We start from the raw sequence: 18,063 nt of genomic DNA on the forward strand, positions 1-18,063 counted from the left end.
ATGAATCAAACATTAAAACGAAACTCGATAATTTCACCATCGCTCACGATGTAGTCTTTGCCTTCTATCCTGATCTTCCCCGCCTCCCTAGCCTTTCCGAAGGAGCCATATTGGATAAAGTCTTCGTAATACAGGCATTCGGCAGCAATGAATCCCCTTTCAAAATCAGAATGAATGACTCCGGCGGCCTTTGAGGCCGTGTCACCCGCCCGTATTGTCCATGCACGAGTCTCCTTGGGTCCAGTAGTAAAAAAGCTTCTTAGTCCAAGGAGCTTAAATACGCTCTGCACAAGCTTATCACAACCGGAATCCGCAAGGCCAAGAGAACGCAAGTATTCCTTTCTTTCTTCAGGATCAAGAACATTGAGATCGGCTTCGAGTTGAGCAGAAAGGATAACATATTCATAGAAAGGATGTTGTTTCACATAGGCGATGAGCTTCTCAACCCAAGGGTTTTTCTCTCCTAGAAGAAGTTCGGTTTCATGCACATTGCAGACAAGCAGGATGGGTTTGAGCGTCAACAAGGAAAGGCTTTTTATTTGTCTCAACTCTTCAGCCTTTAAACCTAGAGAAAAAATAGGGGTACCTTTCCCCAAAAAATGGAGTAATTTTTCCAGCAGTGAAGGGTCGCATCCGGCTTTTCCTTTGAGCAAGTTCCCTTTTCTGGCTTTTCCAAGATGTTTTTCTACGGTTGCATAATCGGCCAATGAAAGCTCCGTGAGGAGAATATCCAGGTCTGATACGGGGTCTACCCTTCCGGAAACATGATGGACTTCATCTCCTCCAAAACAGCGAAGCATTAAAAGGATTGCATCGACTTCCCGAATGTGGCTTAGAAATTGATTGCCTAAACCTTCTCCTTGGCTGGCTCCTTTTACAAGGCCTGCAATATCAACAAGCTCAAAGGCGGCTGGAATTGTTTTTGCTGACTTGGATAGTCGAGATAGTTCTTCAAGTCTTTTATCGCTGACAGTAACGATCCCCACGTTAGGATCGATCGTGCAAAAAGGGTAATTGGCCACTTCAGCCTTTTTGCTTTTAGTAAGGGCATTAAAGAGTGTGCTTTTACCTACGTTGGGTAGCCCTACAAGACCGGCTTGTAACATGCTCATAGATTTGTTATTAATGAATGAAATCTTTTGAAGTTGAAAAGCTCAATGGGACTTTTTGAATTCTTTTATCGAATAAAATGAACTCATTTCCTATTATAATTTAACTTAAAAAAAGTCATGGAGAAGAGATGGTCTGAGCAATCCTTTTGGTATTGTCTTTCCATTCAGCCTAAAAAAGAAAAGCTTGCAGTGGAAAATTTAAAAAAAGAAAATATAGAAGTCTTTTTTCCCCAGTTTCAATACCAAAAAATCAGGAGCAGAAAAACTTCCTTGGTTTTGGAGCCTCTTTTTCCTGGCTATCTTTTTGCCAAATTCAACCTCTACTCTAAACTTACCTTTGTTCGTTCCACAAAAGGGGTGAGAAAAGTGGTTCATTTTGGTTCCAGCTATCCCGTCATCCCGGATAGTTTTATAGAAGAGTTGAGGATACAATTTGGGGAAGAGGGGATTAAAACAATTCGAGAAAGGATTGACGTCGGTTCAACGATCAATATTGCTGAAGGGCCTTTTCAAGGTTATTCATGCATTGTGCTCGGTTTTATTCCGGCAAAAGAGCGAGTTAGAGTACTTCTCGAATGGTTAGGAAGAGCCGTCCAAATCGAGGTTAACCTCAAGGAAATAGCGGCAAATGGTTTAACCCTGTTTAAGAAGGACATGGAAATGACGGACCGCTGAATCGTTTCTCTTTAGAATCTCATGATCCTTTTCTCTCTATCCTGGGAAAGTGTACTATCCATGGGAAAGGGGTAGAGCTGTTGAAAAACTGCTTGCGCCTTTATGCTCTTCTGTGCATACTTGGCCAATATAGGCCTTGGGGGTCAGGGGATAGCTTGTGGAAAGGGAGGCCCGGGCCCAGGGTCTTAAGACCATGGCTGCCACATCGTCGCCGGCCAAACAGGAAGTGAGCTTTTTTCCTGCCCGAGTAGCAATGAATAAGCCTGGAAGAACGGAACAGGGAATGTTATAAAAAATGATCGTATTGTTCGGATCAACGGGATATGTCGGAGGTTTCTTTAAAAAACTTCTCCAATCAAAAAACAGGGATTTCATTGCCCCTTCCCACAAGGAAATAGACCTGCTTAATGAAAAACAGCTAAGCGATTTTTTTGATCGGATAGCCGTTGAATTTGTCATTAATGCCGCCGGTTATACAGGAAAACCCAACGTAGATGCTTGTGAAGAAAATAAAGTCGATTGCCTTTTAGGAAATGTCATCATTCCTGGGATCCTTGCGAAAGTTTGTGCAAAAAAAGGCATCGTGTTTGGTCACGTGTCATCGGGTTGTTTATACCAAGGGGACAAGGGGATGAACCCGGATGGTTCAAGGATTGGATTTCAGGAGGATGATCCTCCCAATTTTTCCTTCAGGACCTCAAGATGTAGTTTCTACAGCGGCTGTAAGGCGCTCGGCGAAGAACTCTTAGCGGACAGCCGCTGTTATATATGGAGACTGCGCATGCCTTTCCACTGGCAAGATCACCCTAAAAACTATATCTCGAAGCTCCTCTATTATCAACGGCTCATTGACATGCGCAACTCCCTGTCAGAAGTCGAGGAATTTGCAAGAGCCGCTTTCGAGTGTTGGGAAAAAAAGCTGCCTTTTGGTATTTATCACATCACCAACACGGGGTCGGTCACGACAAGGCAGATCGTGGAAAAAATACTCCGTTCTCCTCTTGGAACCAAGCTTAAAGAAAAGGGGAAGAAGTTTCTTTTTTTTGAAAACGAAAAAGAATTTTTAAAACAGGTTAAAGCCCCAAGATCAAACTGTGTTCTCGACAACTCGAAGATCTTGAACATGGGCATTTTTATCCGGCATGTCGAAGAAGCCTTGGAAGAAGATCTCGGCAAGTGGCAATAAGATCAAAAGACGTCCAAAAAAGCCAAGTTTGCTTTTGTTTGATTTGCCTGTTGGAGGATACAAGTGGAAAAGAAAAAGAACTTAGCAGTTCCTTTCATGGATCTGAAAAGGATTTCGGCTTTTGAAAAAAAAAGCTTGGAGGAAGCATTTTGCCGAGTGCTTGAAAGCGGCAGGTATATCCTTAGCGGGGAGGTAAAAAACTTTGAAGATTCGGTCAGCCGTTATCTCGATATTAAACATTGTATCGGGGTTTCCTCCGGAAGCGATGCTATCCTTCTTGCTTTGTTGGCATTGGGAATAGGACCCGGGGACAAAGTCCTATGTCCGACATTTACCTTTTTTGCTACGGCAGGTTCCATTGCACGCATTGGAGCTCAACCGGCCTTTGCCGATGTCTGTCCTCGGTGCTTTCAACTTTCTCCTTTTGAAGCCCAGTCAAGAATCGATTCGAATACCAGGGGAATCATCCCCGTTCATCTTTTTGGACAATGTGCGGAGATGGCCGGTTTTAAAACAATTAAAGAAAAAAATAATATTTTTATTATCGAAGACAGCGCTCAAGCTTTTGGGGCATCTCTGGGAAATAAAAAAGCGGGAGCAGTAGGGGATGTGGGCTGTTTTTCATTTTTCCCTACGAAAAATTTGGCTGCCCTTGGGGAAGCGGGGCTTGTAGTTACAGCCTCAGATGAAATAGCTCGGACGATCAGGGCCTTGAGAGTTCATGGTTCCTTTAAAGTGAAATATTCCCACGAATTAATTGGGGGTAACTTTCGCATGGACGAATTACAAGCGGCTTTTCTCGATGTTCGGTTGAATGCCGTGGATAAGCTGATCGAAGAAAGAACTAAAAATGCCCAATATTATGAACAGGCTTTCCTTTCGTCGGGCCTTGCTATTCCGTGTCCTGATCCTTGCCTTTGCCAGGCTGATCAACGCTGGGAAATGAACAACCTGGAAAAAGACGGCTGTTATCCTCTCTATCTGCCCCAAACCGTCCGGGGCAGACACAGCTTCAATCAGTACGTGATCAGGGTAAAGAAAGACAGGGATAAGCTGAGAGATTATCTTAAAGATCAGGGTATACAGACCGAAATCTATTATCCATTGCCCCTGCACCTTCAGCCTTGTTTTTCTTCCCTTGGTTATCAAAAGGGAGATTTCCCTATTGCCGAAAAACTTTCCCAGGAAGTTTTAGCCCTGCCCATTTTCCCGGGGATTCTAGAAGAAGAATTAGAAAGAGTAGTGAAGGGGGTTTGTCAATTTTTTGGCCGGTCTTGCTAATCTCGGTACCGAAAAAATAGCCTTATTGTCCTTTTAAAATATTTGATCTTGTCAACAACTTTCTTTTATCGTTATCCTTTATTTCGTGTCGGATACCCCTCTTGATCGCATGCTTTTCCAAAACACTCCTTTTGCAGCCGGTTGCGCAAAGAAAGCAGGGATTGTTCTAGTCCTGCTCTATGCTTTTATTACCTTTTCCTTGCAACTGTTCGCCCAAGAAGAGACAACCGAAGAGGAACAAAAAGTTCCCCCGGGACAGATTCCCGTGGAAATTACCGCAGAAGAAACGCATTTTGTCGGAAATATCGCAGTAGCAAGAGGTAATGCGGTTGCCCATTATGGAGAGACGGATATTTATGCCGACCAGATAAGCTACGATTCGCTAAAAAGAGAAGTCATAGCCGATGGTAATGCAAGAGTATACACCGAAAAGAGAGTCTTTCGAGCTTCCCACATCGTCTATAACCTGGATACTAAAGCGATCACGGCTCAAAACTGGTCGCTTTTCGATACTCCTCTTTTATCCTCCGGGCAGACATTAACCACTCCGGAAGAAGATCATTACCATGTTGAAAACGGTATGTTTACCGTGGAGAACAGGGAGCATCCTTATCTTCAAACTAAAGCTAAAACCATTGATATTTATGCCAACGATAAGATCGTCATGAAAAATGTGACGGTATACATGGGCAAAATTCCCGTTCTTTGGCTTCCCATTATCAGCCAGCCTTTAAACAGCGAGGAAAGTACTTATAACATCATTCCCGGAGAAAGGTCTTATTGGGGATGGTTTGTGACTTTTACTTACAACTACAAGTTTAGTGAAAAAGCAGCAGCTACCTTTCAACTGGATTATAGATCCTTGAGAGGCCCTGGAGTAGGGGCGATCCTTAAGTTTATTCCCAGTGAGGGAGGGACAGGTTTCCTAAGGACTTATTATGCCAACGATCTTGACTACCAGCTTAATCCCACCTCCCTTCCTCGATTTGACGTGGGTCCTAACCGAGGAATGTTTAATTTGGCCATGAAAATGCCTTTGACCCAGGAATTTACTCTTTCTACGGATATCAATTACTGGACGGATCCCTATATCATGGAGGACTTTCTTTGGAATACTTACATGTATAACCGGCAGCCTGACAACATGGCTTGGCTGAATTATTACAATCCTAATTTTAGTGCCGATCTTTTAGTAAGAGATAACTTGATGCCCTTTTTCAATTCTATAAACCGCCTCCCCGAGCTTTCCATCATGACCAACCGCACCCGGATTTTCAATACCCCTATTGCCTACCAATCCCGGTATAGCGTGGTGAATTTCGAAGAGCAATTTTCGAATCTTAACTTTACCCCGGGCAATATCTTCGGCCTTTTTTATCCATGGCAACCTCTCAACCGTTTTGTTTTTCCTTTGGCCAGGACCCAAACCCTGAGCCCTCAGCAGCTTCTTTCCTTGCCTGCACCCTACTACCTGAGCAATTATGGGGGATATCGGTGGGATACCTACCAAGAACTGAGCTATCCTAAAGAATATTTTCATTGGCTTTCGGTTACGCCCCGTATTGGATTTGAAGGGACATATTGGAGTGACCAGAATGTCTTAAGCATGGTTCCAACCGCCAGTCGGTTAGATTTTAGCAGGGCTCTTTTTGTAGCCGGTCTTGAAAGTTCATTCAAACTTTCTAAAGTTTGGGAAGACGTCGAGCTGTCTGCCTTGGGGATCCATGGAATAAGGCATGTCATTCAACCCTTTATGAATTTTCAGTATATCCCCAATCCCTATGATAATCCGTATCAAGTTTTAGGTTTCGATAACTTCATGCCCACGATTACTCCTCCCGTGATCAACCTTATGAATTATCCTTCGATCGACTCCCTTTTTGGAATGACTTACTTAAGGACGGGAATCCGGCAGAGGATTCAAACCAAGAGGGATGGGAGCACATATAACCTTGCGGATTTTACGGTGTTTGTGGATGCCAACTGGGATAGAAAATACAACCAGCTTTTAATTCCCATGAGCGACACCGTAGACGAGGTCTATGGGGTGGTCGATTTTAACCCGGTTCCTTGGATAAACTTGCATTCTGATATTGCGTTGCCGACATGTGATCTAGGATACACCAACTGGACTACCGCCATCACTTACCAGTTTCATCGAGCCAACGACCTTACTTTTGGTTATTCCTATTTGGATAACGTGCAGGTACCGGTTAGCTTTCTCCCCATTCCGTTGACGGGTACATTTCCTGCCCTTGTTAATGGGGTACCCAACTTGAATGGATCGATACTCACCGCTTATTCACAGGCCTTTATTGGATTGCAGAACACCGTTTTCGTTTCTGATTTTTGGAGGATAAACAAGGATTGGCAGGTCATGGGGATGATTACTTATCAAGGAACAGGAAGTTACATACCCTTTGAAAATTTTACCATTTATAGAGATCTCCAAGACTGGGTATTTTCTTTTAATTTCCAAAACATCATGTTTCCGGGTAGTCCATCGATGCAAATGTATTACATCGCTTTTACCTTAAAGGCATTCCCATCGCTCAAGGTTGACTATGGTTGGGGAAATGGCATGTGAGAGATTCTGGAGGTTGTGAAAATTCCGTGGGAAGGCCGTCAATACTCTTGGCGTTTTTTTCCAGCCAGTATTTTCGTATGCCCTTTTCTCCTTTCTTATTTGACCAGCGGATAAGCTCTTCTCTGTTTCCCATGAATTGAAATAAAGGAACGCCAAATCCACAGGAAGTGCTCACCAAATCGACGGACATTTCGATAATCTGCCTTGAACCGGGAAGCGAAGGGAAACGGCCGATCAATTCTTCCCACCTTTTTTCCCATGGATGGATCGCTTTGCCTTTTCCATAAAGCCTCAAAATCAGGGGAGCCCCTTCGAAAGAACAAAACATCAGAGTTATGCGCCCATCGACTTGAAGATGGGCAGCGGTCTCATTCCCACTTCCGGTCAGGTTGAGCCAGAGGAGCTTTTGAGGGCTCAAAATGCGCAGGGTATCCAGACCTTTTGGAGAAATATTAATTCGACTGGAAGAGGTAGCCGTGGCCACAAAAAAAATTTTTTGACCGAGTATAAAATCTTTCAGTTCAGGAGTAATTTCCTTGTAGCTTTTTCCCATGGTTTAATAACCTATCTTTTTTGGATAGCGTTTGTCGAGTTCAAGATTGAGCAGGAGCACATTCACCACCCGTTCACCCAGTATCCCCCAAGTGGGAGCCTCCGTATGTTTGCGCAGCAGCTCTTCGATGGACTTTGGATCTGCTTTCCTTTCGTGGGCGACTCGGGGAACTTGAAGAAGGCCGTTTTCAAAGCTGATATGAGGGTCTAAACCACTTGCCGATGCACAGACCGCATCGGAAGGAACAGGGGTTGTGGGAGAAAGGGCGTTTTCCTTTCTATATCTTAGCGTCCTTTCTCTTAGGGTATCGATCAAGGCTAAGGAAGAGGGAGCGAGATTTGAGCCTCCAGAACTCAAGCCATCATAGTCTGAAGCTGAAGGCCTGGAATGAAAATACCAGGGGGAGTCGAATTTCTGGCCTATCAAGGCCGAACCGATTACATTTCCCGTTGCATCTTTAATCAAGCTTCCTTCAGATTGGTAAGGGAAAAAAATTTTCCCAACGATAAAAACAGCAAGAGGATAGAGCCCGCCAAGGAGAAGGGTTAACAAGAAGGTGATTTTTAAAGAAAGGATCAACAAAGAAAATATTTTCATGGCAAGAAGCTAGGCAAGATGGAGAAAAAATAACAACTCGTCGATGATTTTTATCCCGATAAAGGGGGCGATGATCCCCCCAAGTCCATAAATTAAAATATTTTTGATCAAGAGTGCCTCGGATGAAATCGTTTTTAGTTTGACGCCTTTCAGGGCAATGGGGATGAGTGAAACAATGATAAGAGCATTAAATATAACGGCACTGAGAATGGCGCTTTCGGGAGTACGCAGGTGCATAATGTTAAGGGGAGAGATTTCAGGAAAGGTGGAGATGAGCATGGCAGGAATGATGGCAAAATATTTAGCCACGTCATTGGCGATGCTAAAAGTGGTTAATGCTCCCCGGGTGATGAGAAGTTGTTTGCCGATTTCAACAATTTCTATGAGTTTCGTCGGATTGCTATCGAGATCAACCATGTTTCCCGCCTCTCTTGCCGCTTGAGTTCCTGTGTTCATGGCCACTCCCACATCGGCTTGGGCTAAAGCGGGAGCATCATTTGTCCCATCCCCGGCCATGGCAACAAGATGGCCTTGGGCTTGTTCTTGCCTGATCCTTTTAAGCTTTTGTTCAGGAGTGACTTGGGCCATGAAATCGTCTACCCCCGCTTCTGCTGCTATAGCCGCTGCCGTCAGGGGGTTATCACCCGTGATCATGATGGTTTTAATGCCCATTTTCCTGAGCCTTGCAAAACGCTCCCGGATTCCTCCTTTGACGATGTCCTTAAGCTCAATGACCCCAAGTACCTCTTTGCCTTCAACGACGACTAGAGGAGTTCCCCCGGTTTTGGCTACTGTTGCGACAATTTCTTTTACCGGCTGGGGGAATGTGCCCCCTGTCTCCTGCAAATATTCTTCAATGGCATCCATTGCCCCTTTGCGTATTTTTCTTTCGCAACAGGAGCCGTCGGCAGAATAAAAATCGACACCACTCATACGGGTTTTGGCGGAGAAAGGAATGAACTTGGCGCGGTTGTCGAGCACTTCCCTGCCTCTTAATCCATGTTTTTCTTTCGCCAAGATAACAATCGATCTTCCTTCGGGAGTTTCATCGGCAAGGCTGGCCAGTTGTGCAGCATCGACAAGCCTAAAATGATCTATGCCCGGCGCAGGTATAAATTGGGTAGCCATGCGGTTGCCAAGGGTAATCGTGCCCGTTTTATCAAGCAGAAGCACATCGATATCGCCGGCGGCTTCCACCGCTCGGCCGCTGGTAGCTATGACGTTATGCTGGACCAGCCTATCGATCCCTGCAATACCGATAGCACTGAGCAATCCCCCGATAGTTGTAGGGATCAGGCAAACCATCAGGCTCGATAAGATGGGAATCGATACGGGAAGATGGGAATATTTTAAAAAGGGAACAAGAGTAAGGACAACCAATAAGAAGATAAAGGTTAGAGAAGCCAAGAGTATGGTCAAAGCAATTTCGTTAGGGGTTTTTTGTCTTTTTGCCCCTTCAACCATATCGATCATCCGGTCCAGGAAAGTGTTTCCCGGCTCAGAAGTAATTCTTATGACAATCCGATCGCTGATTACCCTTGTGCCCCCTGTAACCGCACTTCTATCTCCACCGCTTTCTCGGATTACAGGTGCAGACTCCCCGGTTATGGCTGATTCATCTACCGTTGCAGCCCCTTCTATCACTTCGCCATCCGAAGGGATCGTATCTCCGGCCACGCAAACGACGATGTCACCTTTTTTTAGCTCTTGGGCATTGACCATTTCTTCTTTTCCATTAACGAGCTTTTTGGCGACCGTGATCGTCCTACTCTTTTTTAAACTCTCTGCTTGGGCTTTCCCTCGACTTTCGGCTATCGCCTCGGCAAAATTGGCAAACAAAACGGTAAACCATAACCAGAGACAGATCTGGGAAGTAAAAAGGAGAGGTTCGGAGGAACGGGGAATTTCAATCGTGGTCACCAAGGCCCCGATTTCGGTTACGAAAATGACCGGGTTTTTCCAAAGGCTAAGAGGATTGAGTTTAAAAAAAGCATCTTTGATAGCCTCAAGAATAAGGGAATAATTCCAGAAAGAAGGAGACTTTAAAGTTTTCATCTTTTAAAAGGATTTCCCCATCCCGATCATAAAATGTTCCAGAATAGGACCAACGGTAAGGGCGGGAAAGAAGTTGAGGGCAGCCAGAAGAAAAATCGTTGCGCCAAGAACGAAAATAAACAGCCACCCTCCTGTAGGGAAAACCGTTTGACTGGCGTAGCGTTTCTGGTTGGCAAGGGAACCGGCTATAGCAAGAATGGGAATAAGAACAAAGTATCTTCCCAAAAACATGGCTACACCAAGGAGAAGGGCAAAGGGCTTTGAAGTCGCATTCAAACCTCCGAAAGCACTTCCGTTGTTTTCCGTGGTTGAGGTAAAGGCGTAAAGGACCTCGGTCAGGCCATGAGGCCCTTTATTGCCCAGTGCCGCAGTCCCCCACGAAGAATTCAAAGCCAAGGCGGATAACCCAAGGATGAGGACATACTGGATCATAAGAGCCAAAACCGCCATCTTGATCTCGTAGCTTCCGATCCTTTTCCCCAAGTACCCCGGTGTGCGGCCGATCATAAGGCCAAAGAGAAATACCGAGAGAATGACAAAAAGAAGAATGCCGTATAAACCGGAACCGACTCCTCCGAAGATCAGTTCTCCAAGCCCCATGTTGAATAAAGGGATCATCCCTGCAAGGGGTTGAAAGGAATCATGCAGGGAATTTACGGCCCCGCAGGAAGCCAGTGTGGTCACGGAGGCAAAAAAGCTCGAATCGAATATTCCAAAACGCATTTCTTTGCCTTCCATGTTGAGCTGGTTTTTAATACCGAGGCTGCTAAAAAGGGGGTTCCCCGCCTGTTCAAAGATAAAGCAACTTAGGGTCAGGATGAGAAAACAGAAGGTCATTGTCAGCCAGATAGACCACCCATGACCCAGTTTTTTGCAGCTCAGGCCAAAGTAGTAAGTGAGCGCACTGGGAATGAGGAAAATGGAAAGCATTTCTACAAAATTAGAAAGCGGGGTAGGATTTTCGTAAGGGTGAGCGGAATTGGCGTTTAAGAATCCTCCCCCGTTGGTTCCAAGGAGCTTAATGGCTTCTTGGGAAGCGATAGGTCCTTGTGGAAGTTTAACGGGTAAGTTTGCCAAAGAACTTTTTAGCTCAAGGGGAATATAGGAAACATAGGCATTGAAATTTTGAGGAACTCCTTGAGAAAGGAGAATGATCGCTATAAAAAGAGATAGGGGCAGGAGCAGATAATAGTGGATCCGGATAAGATCCACCCAGCAGTTCCCTACAGTTTTCATCTCGGTTCGTACAATGCCTCTTACCAATGCGGCTGCGGCGGCAATCCCGGTTGCAGCCGAAGTGAAGTTGGGCACGGCAAGGCCAAACATTTGGGCAAAGTAAGAAACTTGCTTTTCCGGGACGTAAGATTGCCAGTTGGTGTTAGTTGCAAAACTGATAGCGGTATTGAAGGCTATATGGGGAGCCATCGGTCCGATTTTTTCGGGGTTTAGGGGAAGTATAGACTGTAATCTAAGAATAAGATAGCTCACCAGAATGCCGACAAAATTAAAGCAGAGAAGGCCAACGGCATATTCAATCCAACTTTGCTCTTTTGATCTGTCGATGGAACAGAGCTTGTAAGTCAAGTTTTCCAAGGGTTTTAAGATTGGATCGAAAACCGTTTTGCCCTCTTTATCGAGAACTTTATAAAGGTGAGTTCCAAGAGGTATGTTTAATACCGCAAGCAAGGCGATGAACAATCCAAGTTCTATCCCTGGAGAAGTATTCATGTTGTAATGGGCTCTAAAATTTCTCAGGCCATAGGATTACGGCCAACAAGTAAATGAGAAGACAGATCGAAAGGCAAAGCAGAAAAACAAGCATAGGTGAAGAGCGAACCTTACAACATTCTTTATATTTTTTCGCATCCCATACAATAGAATAGGCTAATTAAAAAAAGCATAACAAAGAAACATAGCATAAGGAAATCGCTCATAAGCTAATAGTAGTTATTTTTGTCTTGTTGAGGAGTTAAAAGATTTGGAGAAGATATAAAAATTGTATAAAAATGAAAGTCATTTGAGAAGGTCTTGGGGATCGATGTCTATTCTAAGGGTAATACCTAATGTTTCCTTTCTGTCTAAAAGAATTTCCCTTAGTTTTTGACTGGCTTCCAAGACCTTCAAGGAGCGAATGAACAACTGGTAATGATATTGGCTTTTGACCTTGACGATCGGTGCTGGAGAGGGGGTTCCAACAAGGGTTGTATCATCTTCAATCTTTTCCTTGATTTCCCTGGTTAAAACCTGGGCTAAGTATTTTACTTTTTCTTCTGGATTACCGACAAAGCGGATCATGATCGCCCTATAGAAAGGAGGATAGGAAAGGCTTTTCCTAAATTCCAATTCTTGCTCGGCAAAGCCGAGATAATCATGATGTCTTGCAAATTGAATAGCGGGATGATAGGGAGTTCGTGTCTGTATATAAACCTCTCCCTCGATGCTTCCTCTTCCGGATCGACCTGAAACTTGAAGGAGTTGTTGAAAGCTTTTTTCCGAGGCTCGGAAATCAGGAAGGTGAAGGAGGCTGTCGATAGAAACAATGCCGACTAAGCTGACATGGGGAAAATCCAGGCCCTTGGCGACCATCTGGGTGCCTACAAGGATATCATAATCATGCTGGCTGAATGCTCTCAGGGCCTGCTCTAAATCTCCCTTTTTCCTTATTGTATCCGAATCCATCCTGAGAATTCTTGCCGCAGGGAACAATTTTCGTATGGATTCCTCGACTTTTTCAGTACCACTTCCAAGAAACTTAAATTTTCCGGCCTTGCAAACGGGACAAAACGAAGGAAAAGAAGAGCTGTAATTGCAGAGATGGCAGTTTAAAACCCCGGGAATTTTATGATAACTCAAGGAAATCGAACAGTTTGGACAAGGCAATACATATCCACAGCTAGAACATTGAAGGGAGGAAGAATATCCCCGATGATTAATGTAGAGAATAACTTGCTCTTTTTTGTCCAACCTTTTTTCAATCGCTTCCTTAAGTTCCCTGGAGATTAATTCTTCTGTATTCGATAAAGGTTTTTGGGTTTCGGTTTTAGAAGCCCGCTGTTTTTGTTTTCTTAGGTCGATGATACTCACCAGGGGCAGTTTTCTTTCTTCTACCCTCTTTTTAAGCTCGACCAAGTTATACTTGGCATTGAGGGCATTGTAATAAGATTCCAGCGAAGGGGTTGCTGAACCTAAAAGAACAAGACTTCCCTCTAGCCGACCACGCATGACGGCTACGTCTCTTCCGTGATACCTGGGACTCTCTTCTTGTTTGAAAGAACTTTCGTGTTCTTCATCAACGATAATTAAGCCAAGGGAGCGGAAGGGAGCGAAAATGGCCGATCTTGTTCCAATGAGAATATCGATTTGATTAGCAAGAACTTGATTCCAAAGGTGGGCCTTTTCTCCACGAGAAATTCGACTGTGCCAACAGCCAAGAGTATAGCTAGAGGCAAATCGGGCATGGATTCGTTCTAGAAGCTGGGGAGTCAGGGCGATTTCGGGAACGAGGAAAAGGACCTGTTTTTTTTGAGTCAAGCATCTTGCCATCGCATGCAGGTAAACTTCAGTCTTGCCGCTGCCGGTAACTCCGAAAAGAAGAATGGGCTTTGGCTTGGGATCCTCTAGTTGTTGCCCAATGAAATCAAGGGCTTTTCTTTGTTCTTCGGTCAGGTTTTGAGGTGGAGTATAACATGGGAAAATGGGAGGGGAGGAGGCCTTTTTTTTCTCCGTTAAAACCGCCCTGAGCAGTCCTTTTTCTAAAAGTTTATTCCAGGTTCTCCTGGGGATTCCTGTCTTTTGAGGGAGCTCCGAGAGTCGAACAGGATGGAATTTTTGAAGATAAGCTAAGGCTTCCTTTTCTTTCTTTGCCCTTTTATGCTTGTTTTGAAAAAGGAGGAGATCAAGGTCGGGGGCCAGGGATAGCAAAAGATCTTGCTTGGGTTTGACAGCCGATCTTACCGACTGGGGAAGTGCGGCTTGTAGAGCGGAGAGAAGTGGCGCGCAATAATAATTAGCTATCCACCGGCAGAGTTTAAGTATGTTTGGAGGAACCGTTAATTGCTGATTTTCAAGCCGCAGAATGGGTTTAAGGCGTTCGGATTTTTGTTTTTCAAGGATATCAACGACTATTCCTCGACTAAATCCCTTTTTTAAGGGGACGCGAACATAAGATCCAAGGACAATCTCTTTTTCCAGTTCTTCGGGGATACAATAATCGAGCAAAAAGTCCCTTTTGTTGTCCAATAAAACTCGAGCCACGTGGAGATCGGGCGAGGAGGGAGGAGGAAAAAAAAATCCCTGTTCCATGATAAAGGCCATTTAAAATAAACAAAAGAAAGAAAGGCATACAAAGAAATCTTTGGAAAAAAGGATAAAGGACAAAGAGAAATCTTCTTTTTTAATCCTTAATTTTATGGGATCATTAAAACAGATATGACAACAGATAAGATATACAAGATCGTCCATGTGGTCGGCATTTCCGATGAGAGTATTCAGCAAGCGGTGCGTAATGCTATTGAAAGGGCGGGGAAAACCCTCCGCAACCTGGATTGGTTTGAGGTGAATGAAATCAGGGGATCAATTAAAGAGGGCAAGCCCGTATTCCAAGTTGAAGTAAGAATTGGTTTTAGATTGGAAGACTGACGATAGATTCCCTTGCTTTAATATGGGGAAGCCAACCGGGTTCATTTAGTAAAGAATTTTCAAAGGGGATTTTTCCCAGTTTTGGAGGATAGCGATTCCTTCCTCTCTCAAAAGCTGGATAGCCTGGATTTTTCTTTGGCAAACGGGCTTGCCCAGTTCTTCGTAAAGGAAAGCGTCTCGAAAACCGATGCCTTGAACATCTTCCTTGCCGCAAGCGTAATAAACTTTGCTTATCCCCGCCCAGTATATTGCAGAAAGACACATCGGGCAAGGTTCGCAGCTTGTATAAATAATCGATCCCTCCAGATCAAAGTGGGAAATTTTTTTGGCTGCTCTTTGAATGGCAAGAATTTCTGCATGGGCTGTCGGGTCGAGACGGGATAACACTTCATTATGAGCAAGTCCTATGGCTTCCTCCTGCAAAACCACTACGGCTCCGAAAGGTCCTCCTTCTCCTTGTTCCGAGCCGTATTGGGCTAGTTTTAAAGCAAGTCTCAACCAGTAGTTATGTTTTTCATTGTCCTCCGGAATGGAAGCATCCAAGGTTGCCATACCAAGAATAGTTTAATTGTTTTAAGGACAAACCCCAAGGTATAATCCCTGTAGAAAGAGAATATTAAAGATCGATATTTTTTTCTTCTCAACCTTTTTCCGGATCGATAAGCCCGGTGGGCTGTTCTTGAGAATTAAAAAATAAGGTAAAGTCTGCCACCCATTACAGGGGATCGATTTTCTTTTCTCCAACCGCTTTCGGTGTTTTTTTTCCCCTTACCCAAACTACGGGAATATCCCGGATTTTTTTTTTAACCTTTTTCTTGTTAAACTCCTTTTAGATGCAATTGGGATGGCTAGAAATCACCCTTTTTTCCATTGTCCTGACCATTGTTGTTTCGGCTCTATTTGTCCGAGGGAAAAATTGGCTTGATCCCGGCTTTTGGGCTGTTTTTGCTCTTGTCGGCTCCCTGGTCATGTTCAGCGTCCTTTGGTTATTGACTTTTGACAGCTTGAAAAAAATGTCGTTTGGATCGAAAAGAGTGCCTTCGCCAACGGTGATTAACCACCGGGTTGGCTATAGCTATGATCCCGATAGGAAAATGTTTGTTCCTACCATAGGTGAAGAGGAGCTGTTTTTTGGTAAGAAATGGTCCGAAAAGGAAGCTTTTCAACTGATTACCAAGGGGAAATTGGCGATCCAGAGTCGAAATTGCATGGATTGCCATACTCTTTTGGGCAACGGGGCTTATTTTGCTCCTGATCTAACAAAATCCTGGCTCGATCCCAAGTGGGATACGATGATCAAACCAATGGTTGGTGCAGAAACAAAAGAAGAAGCGATATCCAAATGGCTTCAAAATCCGGAGTATTATGCGACCTGGCAAAGGAGGATGCCCAATTTGAAAATCGATGATCAAGAAGCAAGAGCGATTGTCGGATACCTCAAGTTCATGTCGGCTATAGATACAAACGGCTTCCCCGATCATTTTGGTCAATCCGCTTTAGCTTATTGATCTTTTGCTATCGATGAAAAATCCAGGCATTCTTTATGAATCTCAAAAATTAGCCCTTTGGTACTGGGCTTTGGCTGTCGTTCTTTTTGGCTTTCAGCTAATCTTTGGGCTCATCATCTCCTATCAATACCTTCAGCCTGAATTCCTGCACAAGATTTTCAATTTTTCTGTTGGCCGGCTCTTGCATCTCAATGCCATGATCCTTTGGCTCCTTTTCGGGTTTATCGGTGGAATCTACTGGTTTTTGCCCTTGGAAACGCAAAGGGAGATAGTGGGCCTATTTTTAGGAAAAATGGCGTTTGTTTTGATTGCCGTCGCCGTGGGGATTGTGGTCGGCGTTTTCCTCTTGGTACAAATAGGAAAAGCGGATTGGGTTACGCTTTGGTTTATTACCGAGGGAAGAGAATACATTGAAGCGCCGAGATGGGCTGATATAGGGATTGTGGCCGTTTTTTCGATAATCTTTTTCAATGTTTTAGCCACGATTTGGAAGGCTCAAAAACTCAAGGGGATTCTTTGGGTTTTAACCCTGGATTTGTTGGCCATCATTGGATTTTACATTGCAGGGATGTTTTTTACGCCCAACATCTCGGTGGATCAATTCTGGTGGTGGTGGGTAGTTCACCTATGGGTGGAAGCAACATGGGAGGTTCTTGTCGGTGTTCTTGTGGCCTGGGTGCTTATGGCGGTTTTAGATACGCCGAGGAAAATCCTGGAAGGATGGCTTTACTTAGAGGTATTCCTCGTTTTCGGAACGGGGATCTTGGGCCTTGGGCATCATTATTTTTGGATTGGAGCCCCCGAGTATTGGCTGGGTATCGGGGGATTTTTTTCCGCCTTGGAACCCCTACCCCTGGTAGCAATGGTTGTCCATGCCGTTTATGATGCAGGCATGCATAGGCTAACAACCACCAATAAGCCTGCTTTCTTTTGGATAGTCTTTCAGTCCTTTGGGAATTTCCTGGGCGCCGGGGTATGGGGCTTTATGCATACCCTGCCCCAAATTAACCTTTATAGTCATGGAACCCAAATTACGGCGGCTCACGGCCACCTAGCCTTTTTTGGAGCCTATGTGGCGACAAACATAGCTATGATTTATACGGCCCTTCAGAAAATCCGCTTGTCTAAAGGAGGTAATCTTGATGGACGGCTCTGGAGATGGACCTTTGTGGGATTCATTCTATCCATATTTGGGATCACAGCCCCTTTAACCGTAGCCGGGTTTGCTCAAACCTTTATAGAAAGAGCCGTTGGAGGGTCGACTTGGCAGGCCTATATTAACGGTCAGCTTCATCCCTGGGTCAAAGAAGCCATGGCTTGGCGCTTTGGCTTTGGAATTATGTTTTTTATTTGTTATTTAATGCTTGTCATCGATCTTTGTACCATTGGCAAACAGCCCGTAGATAAAGAGAATACCCATTGTTTATGATCAATCCCCAAGCTGTAGTTACGATGCTTATGGCTGGACTTTTGTTTACCCTTGCTGCGGGCTTATATGCTTTTTTTTATGCCCTAGGAAAATTTTGGAAGTCTTTTTTCTTGGAACTCCTTTCTTTTCTGTTTGCCTTTTTAATGGTGCTCAGTGGTTTTGTTTTAGTCGCTTGTCCCACTTTTACCCTATTTTGGAAGCTTCTTTTAGCGGTTTCTATCCTGGCCTATTTAATCATACCTAGGGGGATGATCTGGGTTGTACAGAAACTTCACCAAAAAGAGAAAAAAGAAGACTTGCCGTAAGCCTTGATTAGGCTCAATAAGCTTAGACAGAAGGGCTATTTGACCAACTAAACCAGGCAAAGACCTGGAAAAGGATACCTGCTGTTGCGATTCCTAAAAGGACGGCAAGCGATCGGGCTCCGGCCCAAGCAAAAGAC

The 18,063-nt window shown here is 44.4% G+C and carries 16 protein-coding genes; 8 read left to right on the top strand and 8 right to left on the bottom strand.

Going from position 1 to position 18,063, the window contains the following annotated elements; translation table 11 throughout:
• Positions 1-5: 5 nt before the first annotated feature.
• Positions 6-1,106: a redox-regulated ATPase YchF gene (gene ychF / locus MINF_RS00115; RefSeq protein ID WP_048809972.1), complete on the bottom strand. Its 1,101-nt coding sequence runs from the start codon at positions 1,104-1,106 to the stop codon at positions 6-8.
• A gap of 123 nt (positions 1,107-1,229) precedes the next feature.
• Between ychF and MINF_RS00120 the strand changes: the two genes are divergently transcribed.
• The 4 genes from MINF_RS00120 to MINF_RS00135 all read left to right on the top strand — a co-directional run bounded on the left by MINF_RS00120 (position 1,230) and on the right by MINF_RS00135 (position 6,841).
• Entirely contained in the window at positions 1,230-1,787 is a 558-nt protein-coding gene (locus MINF_RS00120; RefSeq protein ID WP_012462368.1) for a transcriptional activator RfaH, read from the top strand.
• A 295-nt stretch (positions 1,788-2,082) separates the two neighbouring features.
• Positions 2,083-2,973: a sugar nucleotide-binding protein gene (locus MINF_RS00125; RefSeq protein ID WP_048809973.1), complete on the top strand. Its 891-nt coding sequence runs from the start codon at positions 2,083-2,085 to the stop codon at positions 2,971-2,973.
• Positions 2,974-3,069: 96 nt separating this feature from the next.
• Positions 3,070-4,254: a DegT/DnrJ/EryC1/StrS family aminotransferase gene (locus MINF_RS00130; protein ID WP_012462372.1), complete on the top strand. Its 1,185-nt coding sequence runs from the start codon at positions 3,070-3,072 to the stop codon at positions 4,252-4,254.
• Between the two features lie 85 nt (positions 4,255-4,339).
• Positions 4,340-6,841 (top strand): organic solvent tolerance protein, encoded by a 2,502-nt coding sequence (locus MINF_RS00135; RefSeq protein ID WP_012462373.1) that lies wholly within the window; start codon positions 4,340-4,342, stop codon positions 6,839-6,841.
• Here the strand turns inward: MINF_RS00135 and MINF_RS00140 are convergent.
• The 6 genes from MINF_RS00140 to priA form a co-directional block, all read right to left on the bottom strand.
• Positions 6,807-7,394: a pyridoxamine 5'-phosphate oxidase family protein gene (locus tag MINF_RS00140; protein ID WP_012462374.1), complete on the bottom strand. Its 588-nt coding sequence runs from the start codon at positions 7,392-7,394 to the stop codon at positions 6,807-6,809. The two genes, MINF_RS00135 and MINF_RS00140, sit on opposite strands and share 35 nt — an antisense overlap.
• A gap of 3 nt (positions 7,395-7,397) precedes the next feature.
• Positions 7,398-7,991 carry a K(+)-transporting ATPase subunit C gene (gene kdpC, locus MINF_RS00145; RefSeq protein WP_012462375.1) on the bottom strand — a complete coding sequence of 198 codons (594 nt, stop codon included), beginning with the start codon at positions 7,989-7,991 and terminating at the stop codon, positions 7,398-7,400.
• Between the two features lie 9 nt (positions 7,992-8,000).
• A complete protein-coding gene (gene kdpB / locus MINF_RS00150) occupies positions 8,001-10,046 on the bottom strand; it encodes a potassium-transporting ATPase subunit KdpB (RefSeq protein WP_012462376.1) in 2,046 nt (681 codons plus the stop codon).
• Between the two features lie 3 nt (positions 10,047-10,049).
• Positions 10,050-11,774: a potassium-transporting ATPase subunit KdpA gene (gene kdpA / locus MINF_RS00155; RefSeq protein ID WP_012462377.1), complete on the bottom strand. Its 1,725-nt coding sequence runs from the start codon at positions 11,772-11,774 to the stop codon at positions 10,050-10,052.
• A 13-nt stretch (positions 11,775-11,787) separates the two neighbouring features.
• Positions 11,788-11,868: a K(+)-transporting ATPase subunit F gene (gene kdpF, locus MINF_RS11910; protein ID WP_079200393.1), complete on the bottom strand. Its 81-nt coding sequence runs from the start codon at positions 11,866-11,868 to the stop codon at positions 11,788-11,790.
• A 191-nt stretch (positions 11,869-12,059) separates the two neighbouring features.
• Positions 12,060-14,360 (bottom strand): replication restart helicase PriA, encoded by a 2,301-nt coding sequence (priA, locus tag MINF_RS00160; RefSeq protein ID WP_238523496.1) that lies wholly within the window; start codon positions 14,358-14,360, stop codon positions 12,060-12,062.
• Positions 14,361-14,474: 114 nt separating this feature from the next.
• Here priA and MINF_RS00165 point away from each other — a divergent pair, with 114 nt between their 5' ends.
• On the top strand, positions 14,475-14,684 hold the full coding sequence (locus MINF_RS00165; RefSeq protein WP_048809974.1) for a dodecin: 210 nt from the start codon (positions 14,475-14,477) through the stop codon (positions 14,682-14,684).
• A 45-nt stretch (positions 14,685-14,729) separates the two neighbouring features.
• Here the strand turns inward: MINF_RS00165 and MINF_RS00170 are convergent, their stop codons facing one another.
• A complete protein-coding gene (locus MINF_RS00170) occupies positions 14,730-15,236 on the bottom strand; it encodes a nucleoside deaminase (protein WP_012462382.1) in 507 nt (168 codons plus the stop codon).
• Positions 15,237-15,517: 281 nt separating this feature from the next.
• Here MINF_RS00170 and MINF_RS00175 point away from each other — a divergent pair, with 281 nt between their 5' ends.
• Genes MINF_RS00175 through MINF_RS00185 form a run of 3 tightly spaced genes read left to right on the top strand, consistent with a single transcriptional unit; the run spans position 15,518 to position 17,926 of the window.
• Entirely contained in the window at positions 15,518-16,192 is a 675-nt protein-coding gene (locus tag MINF_RS00175; protein ID WP_012462383.1) for a c-type cytochrome, read from the top strand.
• A gap of 13 nt (positions 16,193-16,205) precedes the next feature.
• Positions 16,206-17,621: a cbb3-type cytochrome c oxidase subunit I gene (locus MINF_RS00180; RefSeq protein WP_048809975.1), complete on the top strand. Its 1,416-nt coding sequence runs from the start codon at positions 16,206-16,208 to the stop codon at positions 17,619-17,621.
• On the top strand, positions 17,618-17,926 hold the full coding sequence (locus tag MINF_RS00185; RefSeq protein ID WP_238523497.1) for a hypothetical protein: 309 nt from the start codon (positions 17,618-17,620) through the stop codon (positions 17,924-17,926). Before MINF_RS00180 ends, MINF_RS00185 begins: the two co-directional genes overlap by 4 nt.
• The last annotated feature ends 137 nt before the right edge of the window (positions 17,927-18,063 follow it).

The organism is Methylacidiphilum infernorum V4, assembly GCF_000019665.1.
GTDB classification, from domain to species: Bacteria; Verrucomicrobiota; Verrucomicrobiia; order Methylacidiphilales; family Methylacidiphilaceae; genus Methylacidiphilum; species Methylacidiphilum infernorum.